This window comes from Camelimonas abortus (assembly GCF_042432745.1).
In the GTDB taxonomy this organism is placed as follows: Bacteria; Pseudomonadota; Alphaproteobacteria; order Rhizobiales; family Beijerinckiaceae; genus Camelimonas; species Camelimonas abortus.
This window is the reverse complement of sequence record NZ_JBHLWR010000006.1, coordinates 90,749-106,941: the sequence shown is the minus strand read 5'-3', so window position 1 is coordinate 106,941 and position 16,193 is coordinate 90,749. Positions and strand designations below refer to the sequence as shown.

General features: G+C 62.6%; 15 protein-coding genes, 1 tRNA gene, 3 pseudogenes and 1 riboswitch. Of the genes and pseudogenes, 5 read left to right on the top strand and 14 right to left on the bottom strand.

All coding sequences use genetic code 11. The annotated features are described in order from the left end of the window. From ACFFJB_RS02810 to tnpA, 4 genes and pseudogenes are all read right to left on the bottom strand, one after another. Positions 1-2,370, bottom strand: coding sequence for a TonB-dependent receptor (locus ACFFJB_RS02810; protein ID WP_376829316.1), 2,370 nt, complete (start codon positions 2,368-2,370; stop codon positions 1-3). After that, positions 2,328-2,526, bottom strand: a riboswitch (cobalamin riboswitch). It overlaps the preceding gene by 43 nt. A 380-nt stretch (positions 2,527-2,906) precedes the next feature. After that, positions 2,907-3,146: pseudogene (locus tag ACFFJB_RS02805) on the bottom strand (DDE-type integrase/transposase/recombinase); the annotation flags it as partial. A 53-nt stretch (positions 3,147-3,199) separates the two neighbouring features. Next, positions 3,200-3,496: an IS66 family insertion sequence element accessory protein TnpB gene (gene tnpB / locus ACFFJB_RS02800; RefSeq protein ID WP_376829314.1), complete on the bottom strand. Its 297-nt coding sequence runs from the start codon at positions 3,494-3,496 to the stop codon at positions 3,200-3,202. After that, on the bottom strand, positions 3,493-3,879 hold the full coding sequence (gene tnpA, locus ACFFJB_RS02795) for an IS66-like element accessory protein TnpA (protein ID WP_376828579.1): 387 nt from the start codon (positions 3,877-3,879) through the stop codon (positions 3,493-3,495). The genes tnpB (ACFFJB_RS02800) and tnpA overlap by 4 nt, the downstream gene beginning before the upstream one ends. Positions 3,880-4,044: 165 nt before the next feature. On the opposite strand from tnpA, the gene ACFFJB_RS02790 reads away from it, so the two are divergent. After that, complete coding sequence (locus ACFFJB_RS02790) at positions 4,045-4,554, top strand: hypothetical protein (RefSeq protein ID WP_376829312.1); 510 nt, start codon at positions 4,045-4,047, stop codon at positions 4,552-4,554. Continuing rightward, positions 4,539-4,754: a hypothetical protein gene (locus ACFFJB_RS02785; protein WP_376832726.1), complete on the top strand. Its 216-nt coding sequence runs from the start codon at positions 4,539-4,541 to the stop codon at positions 4,752-4,754. Before ACFFJB_RS02790 ends, ACFFJB_RS02785 begins: the two co-directional genes overlap by 16 nt. Before the next feature lie 124 nt (positions 4,755-4,878). Here the strand turns inward: ACFFJB_RS02785 and ACFFJB_RS14985 are convergent. Beyond that, positions 4,879-5,013, bottom strand: a pseudogene (locus ACFFJB_RS14985) (N-6 DNA methylase); the annotation flags it as partial. Between ACFFJB_RS14985 and ACFFJB_RS02775 the strand changes: the two are divergent. Both ACFFJB_RS02775 and ACFFJB_RS02770 read left to right on the top strand, forming a co-directional pair. After that, positions 5,010-5,120: pseudogene (locus tag ACFFJB_RS02775) on the top strand (phytanoyl-CoA dioxygenase); the annotation flags it as partial. The pseudogenes ACFFJB_RS14985 and ACFFJB_RS02775 overlap by 4 nt on opposite strands. A gap of 460 nt (positions 5,121-5,580) precedes the next feature. After that, positions 5,581-5,808, top strand: coding sequence for an excalibur calcium-binding domain-containing protein (locus ACFFJB_RS02770; RefSeq protein WP_376829310.1), 228 nt, complete (start codon positions 5,581-5,583; stop codon positions 5,806-5,808). Here the strand turns inward: ACFFJB_RS02770 and ACFFJB_RS02765 are convergent. Further along, positions 5,805-6,284 carry a thermonuclease family protein gene (locus ACFFJB_RS02765; protein ID WP_376829308.1) on the bottom strand — a complete coding sequence of 160 codons (480 nt, stop codon included), beginning with the start codon at positions 6,282-6,284 and terminating at the stop codon, positions 5,805-5,807. The two genes, ACFFJB_RS02770 and ACFFJB_RS02765, sit on opposite strands and share 4 nt — an antisense overlap. Before the next feature lie 566 nt (positions 6,285-6,850). Here ACFFJB_RS02765 and tnpB (ACFFJB_RS02760) point away from each other — a divergent pair. Continuing rightward, positions 6,851-7,252: an IS66 family insertion sequence element accessory protein TnpB gene (tnpB, locus tag ACFFJB_RS02760; RefSeq protein WP_376829306.1), complete on the top strand. Its 402-nt coding sequence runs from the start codon at positions 6,851-6,853 to the stop codon at positions 7,250-7,252. Positions 7,253-7,438: 186 nt separating this feature from the next. Here tnpB (ACFFJB_RS02760) and ACFFJB_RS02755 read toward each other — a convergent pair whose 3' ends face one another. The 8 genes from ACFFJB_RS02755 to ACFFJB_RS02720 form a co-directional block, all read right to left on the bottom strand. Continuing rightward, entirely contained in the window at positions 7,439-8,020 is a 582-nt protein-coding gene (locus ACFFJB_RS02755) for a class I SAM-dependent methyltransferase (RefSeq protein ID WP_376829305.1), read from the bottom strand. Next, the gene (locus ACFFJB_RS02750) at positions 8,017-9,039 is read right to left on the bottom strand and encodes an HNH endonuclease family protein (protein ID WP_376829304.1); all 1,023 of its coding nucleotides are present in this window, start codon (positions 9,037-9,039) and stop codon (positions 8,017-8,019) included. The genes ACFFJB_RS02755 and ACFFJB_RS02750 overlap by 4 nt, the downstream gene beginning before the upstream one ends. Before the next feature lie 951 nt (positions 9,040-9,990). Continuing rightward, on the bottom strand, positions 9,991-10,470 hold the full coding sequence (locus tag ACFFJB_RS02745; protein WP_376829302.1) for a terminase small subunit-like protein: 480 nt from the start codon (positions 10,468-10,470) through the stop codon (positions 9,991-9,993). 462 nt (positions 10,471-10,932) lie between these two features. Then, positions 10,933-13,314, bottom strand: a complete 2,382-nt coding sequence (locus ACFFJB_RS02740) for a DUF3987 domain-containing protein (protein WP_376829300.1) — start codon at positions 13,312-13,314, stop codon at positions 10,933-10,935. Position 13,315: 1 nt separating this feature from the next. Continuing rightward, entirely contained in the window at positions 13,316-13,516 is a 201-nt protein-coding gene (locus ACFFJB_RS02735) for a helix-turn-helix domain-containing protein (protein WP_376829298.1), read from the bottom strand. 116 nt (positions 13,517-13,632) lie between these two features. After that, positions 13,633-14,235: a hypothetical protein gene (locus ACFFJB_RS02730; protein WP_376829296.1), complete on the bottom strand. Its 603-nt coding sequence runs from the start codon at positions 14,233-14,235 to the stop codon at positions 13,633-13,635. Positions 14,236-14,358: 123 nt separating this feature from the next. Continuing rightward, entirely contained in the window at positions 14,359-15,591 is a 1,233-nt protein-coding gene (locus ACFFJB_RS02725) for a tyrosine-type recombinase/integrase (protein ID WP_376829294.1), read from the bottom strand. A gap of 156 nt (positions 15,592-15,747) precedes the next feature. Next, positions 15,748-15,837 (bottom strand) — tRNA-Ser (locus tag ACFFJB_RS02720). Between the last annotated feature and the right edge of the window lie 356 nt (positions 15,838-16,193).

Sequence of the window (16,193 nt, the reverse complement as noted above, 5' to 3'; positions counted from 1 at the left end):
TCAGAACGTCATGTGCAGCGAGAGTTCGGCCGTGCGCGGGGCGCCGTAGTACCATTGCAGATCGCCGCCAGCATAAGCGTATGTCTTGTCGAACAGGTTCTTCACCCGGAAATCGAGCGTGGCGAACTCTGTCGGCTTCCACTGCAGGCTGGCGTTGACCAGCGCATAGTCTGGCCGCGAATAAGCGTTACTCGCCGACGTGTAGGTCTTGCCGACGTACTGGACGCCGACCATGGCCTTCCACTGCTCGGCAAAACGCCAAGTCACCCATAGATTGGCCGTCGCCTCAGGCACAGATGCGGGCACGTTGCCCTTGCGGCTCACCGCGGCGCCGGCCACAGCTTCCATGAAGTCGTCGTAGCGGGCGTTAAGCAGCGCGCCATTGGCGTCGATGCGCCAGCCCTCACCGATTTCGAGGCCAATGGAGGCCTCTACGCCGCGTGACGATTGCTGGCCCACCTGCTGGGTCTGGCTGGGGTTGTTCGGATCACGTGACAGCAGGTCGTTCTTGACGATGTAGTAGCCGGCGAGCGTCCACTCAAGCCGCCCGTCCCACAGGCTCTGCTTGACGCCAATCTCGGCCTGCCTGCCGGTGGACAGCTTGTAGTTGGCAGAGGCCGGCGGCAGTGACAGGATTGACGTGACCGGATCAGCCGCCTCCGAATACTGGGCGTAGAAGGCAAGGTTCTTTATGGGTTCAAAGATGGCGCCGACGCGCCAGCCAACGGAATCCAGCGTGGCGCTTGCCTGGGCGCCGGTGCGCAGGTTGCGATAATCCACCTCGGGATTGTCATAGCGCAGGCCAGCCACGATCGAGAAGTGCTCGTTGATCTTTAGGCGGTTGTCCATGAACAGCGAATACTGGTTGGTGGTCGCCCGGTATTCACGATTGTAGACGCTGTTGGTACCCCACCAGCCGGGGTTGAAGTTGAACGGCGTCAGTGACAGATTGGGCGTGGGGCCGCTGTAGCCGTTGTTGTTCAGGCGGCTGAAGCGGAAATTGTTGGCGTCGACGCCGATAACCGTCTCATTGGCCATGCCGAAAATGTCGCTGCGGATGGTGGCGTCGACGCGTCCGCCAAACTGCTGCTGCTCCTGCTTGATGGCGATCCAGTTGCCGGTGGGGCGATCAATCAGGCCGGTGGTCGCATTCCAGCGGTAGCTTTCGGCATTGCGCCAGTAGCGGTCGCTACCGACGTAATAGCCCACGGCGCGCACGGTCACGGCGTCGCTGGCCTTCCGTTCGGCCCGCAGTTGGGTGATGCTGTCATTGAACCAGATATCGCTATTGCGAACGTTGTAGTTCTGGCCAATCCAGGCTTTTTCCATCACGCCTGCTGCCCGCAGCGGCGTGCCGAAGTAGCGGCTGGGCTCGCTGTAGCCGCTGTCGTGCGACAGGGTCACGGTCAGGTCATCCGTGGGACGCCAGGCCAGCGCGCCAGAGAACGCGAGGTTGCGATACTCGCCACGGTCCATCCAGCCGTCGCCGCGCGAACCCGCCACGTCGATACTATAGGCCAGGTTCTCGTTGATTGGCCCGGCTGAGCCAGCCGCCAGGCCGAGCATGCCGTCGGTCCCGCCCTGTATGCGCGCCTCATTGCGGCGCCGGTCGAACAGCGGCTTCTTCGGAATGACGTTGATGGCGCCGCCAATGGCGCCCTCGCCATAGAGCACCGAGGCGGGGCCGCGCAGCACGTTGATCTGCTCCACCGTCCAGGTGTCAAAGGGGTAGGTGATGGTGCCCTGGCCCGGATACAGCTTCACGCCGTCATAGAGCATGGTCACTGACGTAACCCCCGAGAAGCCGCGCGACGCATAGGACACGAAGCCGTTGCCAGGCGTCCCCGTATAGCTGAAACCAGCCGCGTTCTGGGTCACCGCTTCCGCCACGGTGTTCTGGCCGCGCTGACGGATTTCCTGGCCCGAAATGATATCGACGCTGGCAGGCGTCTCCAGCGGCGTCAGGCCGAGGCGGCTGCCGGCGGTGCTGCGCACGGTGAGATTGGGACCAGCGGCAGGCGCGCTATCGCCCTGCACCGAAATTGTCGGTAATTCGACTGGATTGTCTGCGGTCTGGGCGGTCACGTCATGGCTGGCGAGAACAGCCCCCAGAACAGTTGCAAGCGCTGCAGCGCTGCAAGCCCCAGCGTGCGCGCATGGTCTCCATCGACTGCGGCGACGAGGCAAGGAGAGGATAACAGGAAACATGGCGCGCGGCTCCAACACAACGATTTGCGTGTCACCGCGAACTCGCAACGTGTTCAGCCGCGGCGTGAAGCCCCGGTGATTCGCCTGCCATTGGTGCACCCCGCCCAATGCGTTCGCGTGCGACAACACGTGTGACGGCAGGTCTCCTGGCTCGCGGGTCATTGCTTCTCACCGCCTTCCCGGAGCCGCATGGCCAGTGGCGTAAGGGTGAGAAACTCGTCGCTTACAGTTGCGGGGGCAGCCGCCGAATAGGACCATATCGATCCGCACGGCGTTCCCTATTGTGCCCTAATGGGCACCGTCGGCTGCTGCCTTAGCGGTGAAAGCGGGATGACGCAAGTCCAGCTCATCACAAAGTCGCCGCACTGTTCGCAACTTGACTCCGGGCTTTGCCTGTCTCCGACACAGGTGAAATCGGCCCGCCCTCGCCATCACGGCCAACGAACACAGGACATTGCTGCTTTTTAAAAGGGCCTGTCGCAAACCGTGGCGGTGGCGGCAGAAATCCTTGCGCCGCCCCTGTTTTCAGGCTTCGTTAACTTTTTAAGTCCGAAGCAGGCCGCAAGGAGATCATTCTGCCGGCGGACTGTCCAGTCGCCGGCGAAGCCGAAGCCCTTGCGCAGCCACAGCAGCGCCTCGAAGCGGGCTTGTCGCAAACCGTGGCGGTAGTCGCAGAAATCCCTGCGCCGCCCCTGTTTTCATGCTTCGTTAACCTTTTGGAGTCCGAAGCAGAGCGGAATGAGATCATTCTGGCGACGGACAGTCCAGTCGTCGGCGAAGCCGAAGCCCTTGCACAATCACAGCAGCGCCTCAAAACCGGCGATCGTGCGCCGCGCCGTCGTGAAACTGCGCAGGCACCCCACCCTCGGCATCATCTGTTTGATCCGGAAGTGGTCGCTTTCGATCACCTGCTGCAGGTGCTTTGAGACGCGATGGGTGACACCAGGGGTAAGGATGTGGCCTGACCCCATAGGGTGGTCCGGTTTCAATCTTAGTTCATGATCGGCCTTGGGGCTATTGCCTGGGCAGATGACGGTGCTGCTCCGCTTGCTGTCGCAGGCCAGATGAACCGGCCGCGTTCCAGCCGCTTCGCATAGAGCGACATGCCGATCCCGTCGTGCCACAGGATCTTGCACAGTGCGCCGCCGCGGCCCCGGAAGACATACAGGTCGCCGCAATGGGGATCGCGCCGGAAATGCTCCTGCACCAGCAGCGCAAGGCCATTCATGCCCTTCCTCATGTCGGTGTGGCCAGAGCAGATCCACACCCGGGCGCCGGCGGGGATCATCGCAGCGCCTGCAGCACGGCGCTGACCAGCGCAGGCGGGGCTGAAAGGGGGATATCAATCCGCGCTGTGACAAGGGTGACGCTGATCACCGGGGCGCCTTCAGGCCCCGGGCTGCATTCATCGCCCGCCACAGCTTCCAGGCTTGAGCCCGCCGCCACCGGCGCAGACCCCTCATCCTCTGTCAGGACAACCGGCACGAACCTCCCCGCTGCCTGCCGGGCCTCGCGGCGCCACTTGTAGATCAGGCTGGTGGCCACACCGAACCGTCGCGCGACCTCCGCAATCACCGCGCTGGGCATGGTTGACGCCAGCACAATCTCTTCGCGCTCCGCCGCACTCCAGCGACGGCGACGTTCGGATCCGGAAATAACCGCCACTTGCATGAACCTGCGCTCTTGACTGCGTCCTTATGAGCACAGCTTCAGCACAAGGCACTGTCACGACAAGGCGGCCTTCGCCGGAGGCTCACGCTGGTTCCGGAACAGAAGTCGGCACAGGATCCCGTCGAATGGTATGCGCTGAAGCCCACCGGATCGGATCCGCTTGCCGTGCGAGCCAGCAGGAAGCTCCGGAGCGCGGGGCTGCTGGCCAACCTCGGGACGGCGATCCTGCGCATGCGCATGGATGCCGTGCCACTGTGGCGTGGTGACCACGCGCCCGTTTGCCAGCTGGTGGATGACTTCGCCCGGTACCTGTACCTGCCCCGGCTCGCGGGCCCGGAGGTCCTGATCCAGGCTATCCGCGATGGCGTGGCCTACATGACCTGGCAGACCGACACCTTCGCCTATGCCGAGGGCTTCGACGAGGCCAACAACCGGTACCGTGGGCTGCAGGCCGGCCGTGAGGTAACGCTCGACAGCGACAGTCCGGGCTTGCTCGTGAAGCCGGATATCGCGAACCGCCAGCTCGACGCCGAGTCCGTCAAGCAGGAAAGGGACAGCAACCCGCCCCGGCCGGACGAGCCAGTGCCGAGCAGCGACAAGGACGGTCCCACCCCTCCCCTACGGCTCCGCCGCCAGCGGCCCGCCGGTTCCACGGCTCGGTGGAGCTTGATCTGACCCGGGTGGGACGGGATGCTGGCCGCATCGCGGAGGAAGTGATCTCCCACCTGGCTGGCCTGCCCGGCGCACAAGTGACTGTCAGGCTGGAGATCGACGCGCAGATGCCAACCGGCGCCACAGAGCATGTGATCCGTACCGTGGCGGAGAACTGCCGCTCGCTGAAGTTCTATCCGAACAGCAGCTTTGAAAACGATTAATGTGCACCAGAAAGCCCGCTATCGCGAGATGTTTTCTTACAAACCTAAATAGCTGAACAGGTTCTGAAACGCTGCCGAAGGTACAGGACGCCACGCCATCAGCTCCCCAACCCCCAACGATGGTTATGTCGCCGATGCGGCCGCCGTGCTCCTCGACGAACATCTCCGACTGCACGAACATGCCGCCCGAGCTGCAGCAGGGGTCGTAGACGCGGTCTAGGGGGCCAGCATTTCCACCAGCACGCGCGGCAGCAGGCACGATTCATGGCGCAACCGCCGCTCCTGCCGAAAGGCAAGTTCGATCTGACCCTGCCGCCTTCGCCGGTTCAGGTCGCGATCCGCCAGGCGTGTGGTCTGACGTTCTGAACGCATGTGGCTTTGGGGTCACCGCTCGTCGCCCCGGAGCCTGGAGAGTGCTCTGCTTGGCGCCTTCCTTTCTCCAGCTCGGTGCCCCGTCCGTGCCGGGCGCAGTAATACGTGGAGTTGAAGCCGGCAAAAATCAGCGATTACCTCCTGCGCGAATCGGAACGCGGCGATTGCGTCGTCCCTGTTCGCGGCCGGCCGCGCCCAGCTGTCCGGCGCACGCTGCGGAGCAAGGTAGGTCCATTCAATCAGGGCTTCCACGCCACCGTATCCCAGCCAGTTTTCCTCTTTGTTGTGGTCAAGGCTGAAAGGCCAGTTCGGTACGGATGGCAGAGACCAGGCGATTGAAATAGCGTTTAAGCGCTATGCCAAAGATCCACCGGCGTGACGTTGACTTTCCCGTGAGCCTGTTGCGAAAATTCCTCGTCGTCTGCGGGGGGGGGGGGGGGGGAGGGGATTGCGGATGATTTCACGTACCTGCCTACTTGTTATTGTTGTGACGACGCTGGCCACTGCGCCAGCAATGGCCCGAGGCTGCAAGTCAATGAGCAGTTGCAAAGAGGCCGTGCAGGAGTGGTGCGCCGGATATCATCAGGCGGACCGTGATGGCGATGGCATCCCCTGTGAGAACGTTTGCAAATCCCGGAAGCAAGTCGAGGCGATCCAGAAGCAGATTGGCTGCGAGCGCTAGCGGAGCTTCTCCAGCGCCCGCCATTCCCATGGCGGCAGAAAGTCGTATCGCCACATACCAACGCCAGATGCGCGCGCGGCGTTTTCAGCGGCGACGTATTCTGTGCTGTAGCGCCGATAGGCGAGGGCATGACCGGCCTTTACCATCGTCTCGCCTATGTCCTGCTCCCCAACGCGGCAACGCGCCACTATGCGCTGATAGCGGTCTGTGCCGGTCTGTGTGCATGTGACTGTCCGCCGCCCGATCAGATCGGCCAGAAAGAACGCCGCCTGACGCCCACACGGCACGTCGCGCTTGCTGTCATCCTCGCAGACCTGGCTGCTTTCCGGCGCATCAATGCCATGCAGTCGGACCCGCCGGCCATGTATCTCTAACGTGTCCCCGTCAATGATCGTCGCCTGACCAGCCAGGTCTTGGGCGCTAACCGGAGCAACCGCAAGAGCCGCAACCATAGCAATCACTGCCCTGCTGATCATTTCCACTCCCACGCCTTCACGTAGGCATGTGAAGCGGTGGCGAGCCGCAGGTCAAGCGCCTCATGCATGGCCAGCAGATACTTCAGTGTGACCTGCTCCAGTCTAGCCAAGAGCACAGCGGCAGCTCAGCCCTTGCCGGACATCGACGATCCGCTTCAATGGGGTCCCCCGCGCATGCGGGGATAGGTAAGCGGCCCGCCGCACGCGATCTTGCCGTCATCGCCGGACATGAACTGGCCGAGCCCACCAGCCACAGAATCCAGCGTCACCTCGCCGAGGCGCATCTGGCGCCCGGAAAGACCCTCGGCGTCTTGGCTTCGAGGCCATGGGTCATGGCGGTCGGAGACAGTTGGCTGGCCCTAAAGGCCAACGTGCTGGTATTCAGCCAGACCAAGCGGAAAGAGTTATCCGGCGGCCTCCATCGACGTCGCGCTGATCCAGAACAGCTGCCGCGAGCTCTTCGCCGAGACCACAGAGTCGGTCCAGAAGCCTCAACTCGCCCGTCGTGAATTACAGCTCGAAGCCGCGATTGCCTGGCTCAACACGTCGGCGCTGCTGGATAAAACATGGTCTTCCCGGATCCAGCCATGATGCTCGCTGCCATCGGCAAGCTCGTCCACCATACACCATTTTCGATGCTGAATACCGAAAACTACGAAGACGCACCACGGTCGAGGCATAGCGAACCTGCGCGCCCTGCAGCATTCGCGACAACATACGCCACGCCGATATTGTCGCGGAGCGTCATGGTAGCGACCTGGCCCATCTATTTTGACAGGACCGGAATCTGTTTGCTGGCGAAACGTCTGGAAGACGAAACGTCTGCTGGACACTCTTTTACCCATCGCGTAGTCGGGCTGACCGCGGCGCAGCCGCCGGCGCTGGCCGAAGGACTGGACTGGCGGCGCGTTCAGGAGGGCCCGCCAGCCGCGGCTCACTGGACGACAGTCGCGACGCTGAGACCGTGAAGTTCGATGACGCCAACCCGTGTCTCTATGTCGCCGGGGTCATCACCCACATCGTCGCTGGCCATCCGCAAGCCAGGTCGGCCACCTGCTGTCCTGGCCTGCTCTACGGTCCAAATCAGGACCGTGGCCTGAGAACAGCGCTTACACTGGATCAGCCGACGCCGCCAACTCGGGCAGCCAACCTGGTCAACGCCTCTGGATGAGGGCGTTCAGCCACTTCTCCCCGCTCCTGCCTGGTCGCACGTCGCCGGTTATCCAAATATCGAGCATGCGTCCCGGCGCCTGCTCCACAACCGCACGGAGCCGCGCCTCATCCATGTAATTGAAGTACCGCTCCTCGACACGCCGCTCCGCGTCCCCATGCTTGAATGAACAATACAGACAGCCGCCAGCGTTCAGCGCTTGCAGCAACCTGCGGATCACCCCACCCAGTTCCGCCCTCCTGACGTGCAGCAGTGAGGCGCAAGCCCAGATCCCATCGTAGGTTCGCGGTGACCTGAACTCCTCAAACTCCATATGATATACGGGTACCCGGGCATGGCGGCGAGTGGCCTCCACCATTGCGAGGGACGCATCGAACGCCTCGACCTCATAGCCTGCCGCCCTGAACCACGCGGCGTCCCTGCCTGAACCCGAACCCGCATCCAGAATGGAGCCCCCGACGGGTATGTGCTCCAGAAAGCGGGCGTATAGCGCCGACATGTCGGCGCTGACTGTTTGCGCAATGAACGCATCCGCGTTCTCGTCGTAGTAGCCTGAGGATGTCAAAATACCCGCTCCGCCCGCATCCGGGGCTCCCACATGTGAATGAGCACCGCCACGGCCTCGCTGTGACGCGCCTGCAGAAACGCCCTCCGCTCCGGCTCCGAGACTCCGGTTTGGGCGATCAGCGTCTCACGAAGCGGATGATGACTTGATATCAGGAACTCGTTCCGGGTGTGCAACCGTTCCAGCAACACCAGGGACGGCGCGCGCGCGAACTTGCCTTCGCGCCCCCGATTGCACTCGCGGCAACTCAGAACAAGATTCCACACGCCGTTCACGCCAAACCCCGGGATGGTGCGGGCGACCACATGCGGCAGGAAATGGTCCACGTCCGCGCAACGCTCATCCGCCGGATCGATTGAGATAGCGCTGAAGCAATAGAAACATCTACCCTTCTGGTAACCGTTGAGAGCGCTCCGCGAAGATGTCACAGCTGTCCTGCGGTTTGCGCGCAATGCGGTGAACATCTGGAGTTCGGCGTCATGCTCAACGCTGACCAACTGGCGGGATACGCCAAGGTCCCACGCCGTCTCAACAAGCCGCCAGCGCCCCTCCACCTCCTGCTCCAGATCCCTGGCGTCGTGATCCGACTGAAGATGGTACATGTCGTCCGTGAGCCTGATCCCGCCGGACTCTTTGCGCTCATCAATGAAAAAACGCAGATCGACCGGCCGCTGGTTCACGACGTGGAAGGCGTCGATGACATTGTTGAAGCCAAGGCGCGTGGTGATGAGCACCAGATCGTCCTTTGACAGCATCCCCTGGTTGAATTCGCTGCAAGCCTTCAGAAAGCGGCTGCGGGGCGCGGTCGACTGCCTGGGCGCGTTCGCAAGATGCCGGCACAGATGGCGCGCAAATGGCTCGGCAAGTTCCTCGAGTTTCACCAGGTCGCTGCCCCGCTCCCGCAATTCCAGAAGACTCTGCGCCAGCGCGAACTTGTACGACGCCACGTTGCGACCGAAAAGGATGATGGAACGCCAGTAATTTTGCCTCGTCGGCTGATATTCAAGAAATGCGCCCACGAATCCCCCCAACAGTGAACACAATCCACGATGCCAAGTACACCATAATGGCATACTTGGAAATATATAACTAGGTCAATTACATTTTAGTTCATGCCGTGCCGACCAATAATCTCCCTTCATGATACAATAGAAACCAGACTCATGTACAGGCTGGCGTGACAGTTACATTTCGCTCGCCAGTTGCGGCAGCGTTCATCAGATCCTGCCTCAGGTTGGGAGCCCATATAATGATTTAAATTTGTTTCATGATTCGCCTTCCAGCCTGGTTTTGGGAGGCGCCTGGGATGAAAGGAGCGCCGTTCTGGCTCCCGGATGCGGCACGGGACGCGACTGAACCGTATCTTTCGCATGGGCGGGAGGCAAAGCCATGGATCGATGGTCGCCGCGTGATCTCCGGCATCCTGCCGCCTCCAGGACCGGTTGTCGCTGGCAGGATGCGCCCGCGGAATACGGTCCGCCCGCCCCGGTCTGCAACCGCTGTCACAGGCGGCGCGAGGGCGCATCTCGCGGCAGCTGTTCGGGCGGATGGCCGCCGCTGCCCCATCCCGCCCGAGCCTTGTAACCGGTGTTGCGCCCCCGGAGGCCGGCTCCGCGGCCTTCCGGGGAAATGGCGGAGCCCGCCGCCAGGAGCGAAAACTGCCGCCCGCTGCGATGTGCATTCGAGACGAACGAGCGCGAGGCCCGCGCCGTCATCGCCGCCTGGATGGCCGACCGCAACACCGACAGGCCACACACGGCCTCGGGCTGCCAGACGCCGGCAAAGTCAAAGCGGTCCCGGTCTCTCCGCCTCTCCAAGGCCAGCCCAATGGCTCAGATCGCGTCACACGGGACAATACCGGCCGAGGCGCTACGTTTGGCTGGGTGAAGCTTCCAGAGCCGGGCGTCGCCCAGACCTGCGCGGGGCGTCCCGGCCCTGCAATGAGGCGTCCTGTCGATCGTGAACTGCCGTCAGCGCAGTCCCCTGATGTCCTGGACCAGGCCGCCGGGCGGGTTGGCGGATTGCACGCTATCGTCCGACCCGCCGCGCCCGCCATACTTCCGGGGCTTCAGCCTTGCGGCGATCCACTTGCGGGCGTCGATCTGCAACCGGGAGCGCTGTACGTGTTCGCCATTCAGCCTGTAGCCGGCTGCGAAACCATCCGTGTCGTGGATTTCCAACCAGTCGCCGGTCGCGTCGTCGGCGATGTCGAGGATCTCTTCTGCAAGCGCATCCGCCGCCTCCGCCTTGGCCTTCACGTACTGCTGCGAAAAATCAGGCCGTTCCCGCAGCCACTTGTAGACCGTGCTCATGGAGGGCATCGCCTCGTCACGGCACATGGTTCGCATGGACTTGCCAGTAGCCAGTTCGGCGCAGATCTGGTCCGCGAGCAATTGCGTAAAAATGGTTGGTCGCCCCGGTCTGGCCGCACCGTTATATTTTGCCGTCATTACCCAAACCTCAGCGATATGATGATGGTGCGCGAATTACATGCACGTCATCTGGATAATTACATCATAGCGAGAAGTGCGCCAGCTGGCCAGGGGGCAGCCGATCGGGACCCCAGCCTTCGGGATTGGGATGTGACCTGGAGAGCCCGGTCGCGCAGCTTGCCAGCTGAGGTGGGGCGTGCCCCTGGAAGCACGCTGACGTTGCAGCCGGGGCTCAATACCCCCGTCAACCTGTTCCCTCGGGGGCGCGCTCCCAGTCCGGAACCATCATCACCAACTGGAAGCGTATTCAATCTGGGGCAGATTCAGGCCGCAGGATGACACGGTGATCTTGAAGATCGCGCTATGTACTGGCAGCACGGGGCCTGCGCGTATGACGGATCAAGGGCTGGCGGCAAGCGCGCCGCCAGCCCTTGCATTCTGGAACGTCGCTACAGTCGCGACAGCTGCTACATCCTGTTGCTACCCCCGCACAACGATCCAGGCAGCGGCAGTACGGTGACCTTCAACTTCCACCTTGGTTGAGACCTTGCGCAACCAGCCATGTTTCTCGAGTACGCCGATCGCCGCGTTCATGGTCTTGCTGTCCCGCAAGCCATTCGGCCCCCTTTGCACCAGCAGCCGGAGGCTGACATGTTCATAAGGATGAGCAAGTAGCCACTGGCGCAACCGTTCGGCACGATCCAGTTCCGGATCAGCCTGCCCTTGGCCGAAGAGGCGGAGAGCCTCGGCGGCGTAGTACTCGGCGAGCACCATTGCCCTGGCGAACGTTTCAGCCGGGATCTCCGCGGCTTCGATATCCTCGACCAGCGCCAGCACGGCGGCGATGCGCAGTGCGTGCTCCGCCAGCTTGCTACCAAAACCTTTGACCGGCTCGAGTGGCTGGCGTGGACCAAGCCGTCGTTCGACGCTATTGGCGTAATCATTCCACGCGGGCAGCGCGCCAGCCGCAAGCGGGATCGTTCGGGGCTCAAGGTCATTGCGCGCCTTGAGCGCCAGAGGCAACCTCCGCCGCAACAAGGTCAGGATACGGGCGTCATACTGCTCCAGGGTCAGATATGCTTCCGGCGAAGGTTGCCGTTGCATTCGGGTTCCGGCGGTCGAAGCGGGAGCACTGACAAGCAGCCGGCTGAGAAATCCCTGATCACGCATGACTGGATCGCCCAACAGCAAGCTGGCGGCCGCCGGCTGCACCAGGAGGTGCAGAGAAACGCGCTTGCCATAAATGGTGCTGGACCCGTCCAGAACCCGCACTCGCTTGACCGGGGTCCCATCCCACAGTCCGGAAAATCCGGCTGCCGTGCGCAGGCGGTTGTCCGCAGACATGCCGTGCCCGCCGATAAACGCCCCGCCTTCGTCAGAGAATACGCCCATTGTGGGCTGCCCCCCAGCCAGCAGCTTGGCGAGACCTTCGAACGTCGGCTCGCCGCACATCAGCATCGGCATAAGCGGCGGCTGGGGCTCATCCCCAATCTGCTCCAGCCTTTTGCTGACCTCCTCGTCGTTCGTTCGGCTATTCATCAGACGTTTGCGCTGAATATCCCAAGCCGCCTTGGATTTCAGGTATTCCTTCATCTCCTCCGCATGGGCGTGATGCAGCTCTTTCTCCCGGATCCTGACGGCGCGGAGAGCATGGTGATCAACCGACGACTTGCGCTCGCCGCTTTCGCCGATCGTGATCATGAAGAGGCTGGAAGGCTTGGTCTGACGGGTGGCAGGGATCTCGATATCGGCGTGCCCCTGAACGGCCAGGCTGGCGGTAGCCAAAACACCTTGCGCCGCCATGGCGGGTGGGCACTGGACGATTTCGACGATGGCCATCGCGGGAGGCGCAAGAACCTGCCCAAGCGCGTCCATCGGGAATTCCGTCGGATCTTCCACAGGACTGAAGAGCAGCTGAGGCGGCTCGCTCTGATCCCGGATGGCGTCTCCGGCGCTGCGGCAGCTGGCGGACGTGGCTTCGGCAGCGCGTTTGAAACCCGTTCCAAAACCGCTTGCGAACGTGGCCTCGAATGCGTCCATGCCATCGCCCTGGATCAGGCCATTCACATGGCAAGCCCCAATGAACGCCGCGTGGGCCTCCTGGCGCTGGATCAGGCCCTTACCGGCAAGCTTCCCCATGGCGAGCGCTTTCGCATTGAGAGTGTCGTTACGTTTTCCGGTTGGCGTAGCGGAGAGCTCCGCGACTGCCTCTTTGAGGCTCTGCCGGGGCCAGCCGGGTTCGCCGGCGGCTGCGTTGCCGCCAGCCATGCTCCGCCGCTCCTCGTGCCTGTACTGCTCGATCGCACGCAAGATTGACGAAGGCACCTCCGGCAGGCTCCCGCTCCGGACCACGTCAGCGAGCGAAGGAGCCCCAGGCGCCGGGAGCCAGCCACGTCCGTCAGGCAGCATGCTGCCGGGCGCGATGATAAATCCGCCATCGCCCCGCACGTCCACGCCGGGCGCAACCACGCTGGCAGAGTTGCGGAGCGGGGCAGCGTCAGACGCCCGGCAGTAGATATGGATCCCATCATTCAGGGTTCTGGTAACGGGGTGCCCCGCTGCCCACGGTTCGCTGCCCACAAGGGTCAATAGCGCGTGGACGCCGTCTGGGGCGTCAGGGCGGTCACGGCGATCGCCATCCAGCACCGTGATTTTACTCATGCCGCAATGGATGCCGATGAGTGCGTCAGGCCAGCGACGCCACCATTCACGGAGCTTAGCTGCATCGCGGGTGGCGAGGGCCGCCCATCTCACCAGCGGCTTCTTGTTGGGCCCGCACGGAAAGACAAAGAGCCCGGCAGCAGCCAGTTCAATCGCTGCGTGCATGTTGGTTGGCGCAGCATTGGAGATGTTGACGCTCATCTCAGCGCTCCATCTTCTGGAGGAGCGCTTCTGCAGCATCGACAGGAATCAGACGACGCTTGCCGATCTTGACGCTCGGGAGGGCGCCGTTCGCCATCATTCGATACACCGTAGAGCGCGAGAGACCGTAGGCTTCGCAAAACTCGGGGATCGACAGCGCGCGGCGTACCGGGGCGTGCCAGGAGGCATTAGAAATACCCATACAGGAGATCTCCTTCCATGTGAGACTGGAGATCTCCTGTATGGTTGGCTTTTTACAGCTGGAAATACGCCATCTCTGCGCACTTAAAGAGCGCAATGCAGCATTTTCTGCGCTCTTTAAGTGCGCGGAATCTTCTTGATACGGCGCGCGATCACGTCGACGCTTACGGGCTCATAACCTTCCGCCGAGAGTCGTCGGTTTACGGCCTCCCGTATTGCCGTGGCCTCCTTATAGGAGCGCTTACAGGCCGTGCTCTCCATCTCGGCATGGATTGCTGCCATCAATGCCTGTTCTCGTCCCGAGTGCCGCGCGGCTTTGGAAGCGCGCATCTTTTCGGCCCGGATTTCCATAAGTTTTGCCCGGAAATCAGGATCGAACGCCTGTAGTGTGCTGACAAACTCTGCTGTTGGCCGTTTTGTTGTGGGTTGCAGCAAGACATCAATTATGGATTTACCCTCCCCCGGCCGAGGAGGCGGTAGAGCGGGCGCCTTAAATGTTCCTATGCTGTGAGCAGAATAGATGGCACCTGCAAATGCTAGCATAGCACGCTCTATGTCGCCTGGATTTTTAGTATACTTGAGAAAGATATCAACGCTTTCACGCAGAATGCTAATTTTATCATCATGCATTTTACGATCGGCCTGAGTCAGATCGGTGAGATCCGGCCAACTCTCGATATCTTTCAACACGTTATTGAGCAACGCCCGTGCGTCAGACATTCTGGTTCCCCCCTTGGCATATCCGTAGCCTGAAGCTCCGGATTTTTCAGTTTGTAGCGATTGTCGCGGATGTCGCGATCATTGCAAGAGGCGTTCTTGAGGTTGCCAATGTTCGCACCAAATTTAGGGGCGCTCACACCATTTCGCCCACACCTCCATAAGTTCCCGCCGCTTCTCGAGGGCAGACCCACGCCGGTAGGCGCGTTCAACAGCGTTGCCGGTCTGGTGCGCAAGCGCCGCCTCGCAAACTTCCCGCGGAAATGGCGTGCAATCGCCGGCCCAGTCGCGGAAACTGCTCCGGAAGCCGTGCACGGTGAACCGCCCGCCAACGAGCCGGCGCATCACGGCTGTCAGAGACATGTCGCTCAGGGGACGTCCCCTGTTCTGGCCTGGGAAAACAAAGGCGTCCCCGGTGTCCCCAGGCGGCTGAAGCTGGCGGACCAGCTGCAGGATCCCGAGGGCGCGCCCCGTCAGCGGAACCTGATGCTGCACGCCTGCCTTCATGCGGGAGGCAGGAATGGTCCACAGCCGGGCTTCCAGGTCGATCTCGCGCCATGTCGCGCCACGCGCCTCACCCGACCTGGCGGCCGTCAGGATCAGGAACTCCAGCGCCAGCGCGCCCATTCCTCTCACCAGTCGCAAACGCTGGACAAACGCCGGCACATCAGCATACGGCATGGCCGCGAAATGTCTTGCAGCCGCAATCTTTGGCGGCCTGGGCAGCAGATGCCTGAGGCCAGAGAGCAGCGCGGGGTTTTCACCCGACCTGTGCCGGTCAGCGGTAGCGGCGGCCAGAATCGTTTCGATACGCCCCCGCAGCCTGCTCATCGTCTCATGCTTCTCCAGCCAGTATGGCTGGAGGATTGCCACAATGTCCTCGCGGGTGATGTCCGCCAGTGGCCTGTCACGTATCGCCTTGCAGTAACCTCCGTCGATCCACGCGCCTCCGTCATCCTTGCGGATGCTCAGTGTGCTGCGCCACTGATCGATATGCCTGGCGTTGCGCCACGAAGGGCTGTGCCGGTCGACATAGGCAGCGGCGTATTCGCCAAAGCTGGGGCCCGATGGAGGTGCGGCCCTGGTTTTCTCCTGACCGGCCCTGATTGGGTTGATCCCTTGCTCAACCAAAGCCCGGGCCTGACGCCGCTTCTCCCTTGCCTCGGCCAGCGAAACGTCAGCTGCTGAACCCAGGCCAAGCTCTTTTTGCTTGCCCTCGAACCGGAACATGAAAACCCATCGCCGTCTGGATCCATCCGGGCTGATGGAAAGATAGAGCCCGCCGCCATCACTGTGACGGCCCGGCGTTTTCAGCGTCGCGACGGTGCGTGCGGTGAGTTTGTTTAGGGCCCGCGCCATGCCTGTCCTCCGGTCCTAGTTTCGGCCCCAGCGCCGAACATGCTTTCTGGCGGGACAATGGTAGACAGGCCGGGACGCAGAGGGAATGCAACCCCTTGCGCTGCAAGGGTTCCGGAGACGTTCAGGAACAGTCGGAAACGGGGCGGGAAGGTATTATGGCGGAGGGAGCGGGATTCGAACCCGCGATACCGTTGCCGGTATACACACTTTCCAGGCGTGCGCCTTCGACCACTCGGCCACCCCTCCGCGCCAGGCCATGCCTGACACTGAAACCGGCGTCGCCGCCCTCCAGGCCAACCAGCGCCTGCGCTGGAACGCCATCCGGGACAGAGCCGGCTTCTGGCCGCGATGTATAATCAATGCGCCGGAGAGCGCAAGAGGTCCGGAGCGTCGCAGCCGCCGCTGTCCACGCCCGGTTCGCCCCCGTGCTCCGCAATCACGTGGTCCTGTCGCCGCCCCGCAGGCGGCGGCGCCCTGCTCCCGTCCGCGGCTGCCCCCGCGCACGCCTCTGGAGACCGCCGCCGGTCCGCAGGCGAGCGCGCGGGCCGCGAGGAGCCCGGCCGCCGCCCCGTCACGCCCCCCGTCACGCCGCCCCGTCGCCG

Excerpts from the sequence above, each read along its gene's own strand:
- tnpA (WP_376828579.1), bottom strand. The coding sequence starts at position 3,879 with ATGCAAGTGGCGGTTATTTCCGGATCCGAACGTCGCCGTCGCTGGAGT.
- ACFFJB_RS02735 (WP_376829298.1), bottom strand. The coding sequence starts at position 13,516 with ATGGGTATTTCTAATGCCTCCTGGCACGCCCCGGTACGCCGCGCGCTG.
- ACFFJB_RS02810 (WP_376829316.1), bottom strand. The coding sequence starts at position 2,370 with ATGACCCGCGAGCCAGGAGACCTGCCGTCACACGTGTTGTCGCACGCG.
- ACFFJB_RS02730 (WP_376829296.1), bottom strand. The coding sequence starts at position 14,235 with ATGTCTGACGCACGGGCGTTGCTCAATAACGTGTTGAAAGATATCGAG.
- ACFFJB_RS02745 (WP_376829302.1), bottom strand. The coding sequence starts at position 10,470 with ATGACGGCAAAATATAACGGTGCGGCCAGACCGGGGCGACCAACCATT.
- ACFFJB_RS02770 (WP_376829310.1), top strand. The coding sequence starts at position 5,581 with ATGATTTCACGTACCTGCCTACTTGTTATTGTTGTGACGACGCTGGCC.
- tnpB (WP_376829314.1), bottom strand. The coding sequence starts at position 3,496 with ATGATCCCCGCCGGCGCCCGGGTGTGGATCTGCTCTGGCCACACCGAC.
- ACFFJB_RS02765 (WP_376829308.1), bottom strand. The coding sequence starts at position 6,284 with ATGATCAGCAGGGCAGTGATTGCTATGGTTGCGGCTCTTGCGGTTGCT.
- tnpB (WP_376829306.1), top strand. The coding sequence starts at position 6,851 with ATGGTCTTCCCGGATCCAGCCATGATGCTCGCTGCCATCGGCAAGCTC.
- ACFFJB_RS02725 (WP_376829294.1), bottom strand. The coding sequence starts at position 15,591 with ATGGCGCGGGCCCTAAACAAACTCACCGCACGCACCGTCGCGACGCTG.
- ACFFJB_RS02740 (WP_376829300.1), bottom strand. The coding sequence starts at position 13,314 with ATGAGCGTCAACATCTCCAATGCTGCGCCAACCAACATGCACGCAGCG.